The sequence below is a fragment of the Acetatifactor sp. genome (assembly GCF_982438285.1).
In genome coordinates, this window is sequence record NZ_CEWDFQ010000406.1 from 1 (window position 1) to 2,428 (window position 2,428).

Sequence of the window (2,428 nt, forward strand, 5' to 3'; positions counted from 1 at the left end):
GAAAATATCAGTACTGCATTCTAAGCAGAGGGGGAATCAGGGGACTGCTTTCCTGCAGCCTGCGCTATATCAACGGATCGGCTTATTTATATTATGATATTACCTCGCGCCAGAGCATTGCGCAGCTTTACAGCAGCCGTTTCCTGACAAGGCAGTGGATGAAGGATTTTATGTGGGGGCTTGGGCAGATCATGCGGGAGCTGGAAAGGTTTCTGCTGGATTACCGCAATATTCTCTGGCAGCCTGGTCAGATTTTTCAGGATTTGGAAAATAATATGTTTTCTTTTGTCTATGTCCCATACTATGAAGGAGAAGGCGGGTTTCTGGAACTTTTGGATTTTTGGGTGGAGCGCATTGATTATGAGGACGAGACGCTCGTGGAATGTGTCTATAAAATGTATGATCGATTTACACACAGCGGCGAGGCGTACCTGCAGGCTCAAATATTTGAAGACGCAAAGGCGCTGGAACAACGGGAGGATAAAAACGTCTGGGAAGAAAATCAACATCAGGAGGAAGAGCTGAAAAAAGACAAAGAGCCGGAGACAATGCAGAAAATGGATAGCATGCTGCCGGAGGAAATAAAGGATAAAAAGGGATTTTTGCATTTTTGGGACGGGAAAAAAAGAAAAAACAGGGAAATGAGGAATCTGTATGAACAGGAAATGCGGCAGGCTATGAGCGGTTACGCAGTTGCGGAGGATACGGCTTATGAGGAACCGGAGCTGGGAAAAACCATTTATATAGAGACGAAGCAGGAGGAGCGGGAGAGAACGCATGGACTTTACACGCGGGAAGGGCGGCTCTTGGCAAGGCTTGACAAAACCGTGTTTTCAATTGGTAAAAAGAAAAGCGAGTCCGACCTGGTGCTGGAGGATGTGGCCGTCAGCAGGGTTCATGCCAGAATATGTAAAGAAAAGGAGGGGATGTATCTGGAGGACATGAATTCCACCAACGGTACCTTTAAAAATGGACTGAGAATGCAGCCTTATGAAAAGAAGAAGCTGGAGGAAGAGGATGAAATAAAAATTGGGAGAACCGTAATGATATATCGATAGAAAAAAGAAATCAGAAAATGCTTTGGTTGACGGACAGGGGCAAACAGTGGTACATTGTAAAGAGATATCTTTGAGAGGAAGTATGCTGTGTTACAGAGGTGGAGAAACTGGCCCATTGTCAGCGTGGCTTTGGTGGCGGTGAATGTAATTGTATATGTGATATGTACTTTTACGGGCAGCCTGTTATATGAAAGAGGGAGCCTGAACATATGGGGCGTGATGGTGGAGAGAGAATACGGCAGGATTATCTGGTCAATGTTTCTGCACAGCTCAGTGAGCCATATTTTCAATAATATGTTTATTCTATTCTTTCTAGGGGCAATGATCGAAAGAGAAACAGGACATGTGCGTTATGGCATTCTCTATTTTCTCTCAGGGATCGGAGGAAATCTGCTGTCGCTGTTTGGCAAACTAAGGACAAATGACCCTTCTGCTTCCATTGGGGCAAGCGGGGCGGTATTTGGACTGGATGGAGTGCTGCTGGCGATGGTTTTGTTTTCGCCAAGGCCTATGAAAAACGTGACGCCCGCAAGAGTGATGCTTATGATTGCGTATTCCCTGTACAGTGGGTTTACCGGGTATAACGTTGACAATGCCGCGCATATAGGTGGACTTTTGACCGGTTTTTTGGGAGGAACGCTTATGTGCCTGATTGAACGGAGAACAAAAAGAACGCGTGGTTAGAGAGGTGCAGCTTTGAACATTAATATTTACTATGGGGGGAGAGGCATTATTGATGATCCCACCCTGTTTGTAATCAATAAGATGCAGGAAATTTTGGAGGAACTGCGTGTGAATGTAACACGCTACAATCTGTATGAATGCAAAAATACCATACCTACCCTGCCGCAGACATTAAAAGATGCTGACGGTATTATCCTTGCGACTACGGTGGAATGGTATGGAATTGGCGGATATATGCAGCAGTTTCTGGACGCCTGCTGGCTGTTTGGAGATAAAGAGAAAATTTCTCAAATATATATGTGCCCTATTGTGATGTCAACTACATACGGGGAAAGGGAAGCTAAGCTGAATCTTTCCACTGCATGGGAAATCCTGGGAGGTCTCCCCTGCAGCGGTATCTGTGGTTATATTGATAATACGGTAGCACTGGAAATGAATCAGGAGTATGTTCGCATTATAGAAAAAAAGGCAGAGAATATGTACCGGACAATCAACCAGAAAATGGCCAGTTTCCCGGCGAGTAATCAGGCTGTACGGCAGAAGGTATCCATTTCTCAGGCCATTGACCTGACGCCTCAGGAGACGGAGCAGCTGTCCCGATATGTCTCTGATGATGGTTATGTACAAAAACAAAAGGAGGATATTCAGGAACTGACGAGTTTGTTTCGGGATATGCTCTTTAATGA

The 2,428-nt window shown here is 45.2% G+C and carries 3 protein-coding genes; all 3 read left to right on the forward strand.

What is annotated here, in order from left to right; all coding sequences use genetic code 11:
* Positions 1–1,058, forward strand: a 1,058-nt coding sequence (locus AC1WIP_RS14565) for a DUF6382 domain-containing protein (RefSeq protein ID WP_481142507.1), incomplete at its 5' end; no start/stop codon positions are given.
* Between the two features lie 87 nt (positions 1,059–1,145).
* Complete coding sequence (locus tag AC1WIP_RS14570) at positions 1,146–1,742, forward strand: rhomboid family intramembrane serine protease (RefSeq protein WP_481142508.1); 597 nt, start codon at positions 1,146–1,148, stop codon at positions 1,740–1,742.
* 12 nt (positions 1,743–1,754) lie between these two features.
* Positions 1,755–2,428 (forward strand): SCP-2 sterol transfer family protein (locus tag AC1WIP_RS14575; protein ID WP_481142509.1); only part of this gene is annotated, 674 nt, incomplete at its 3' end.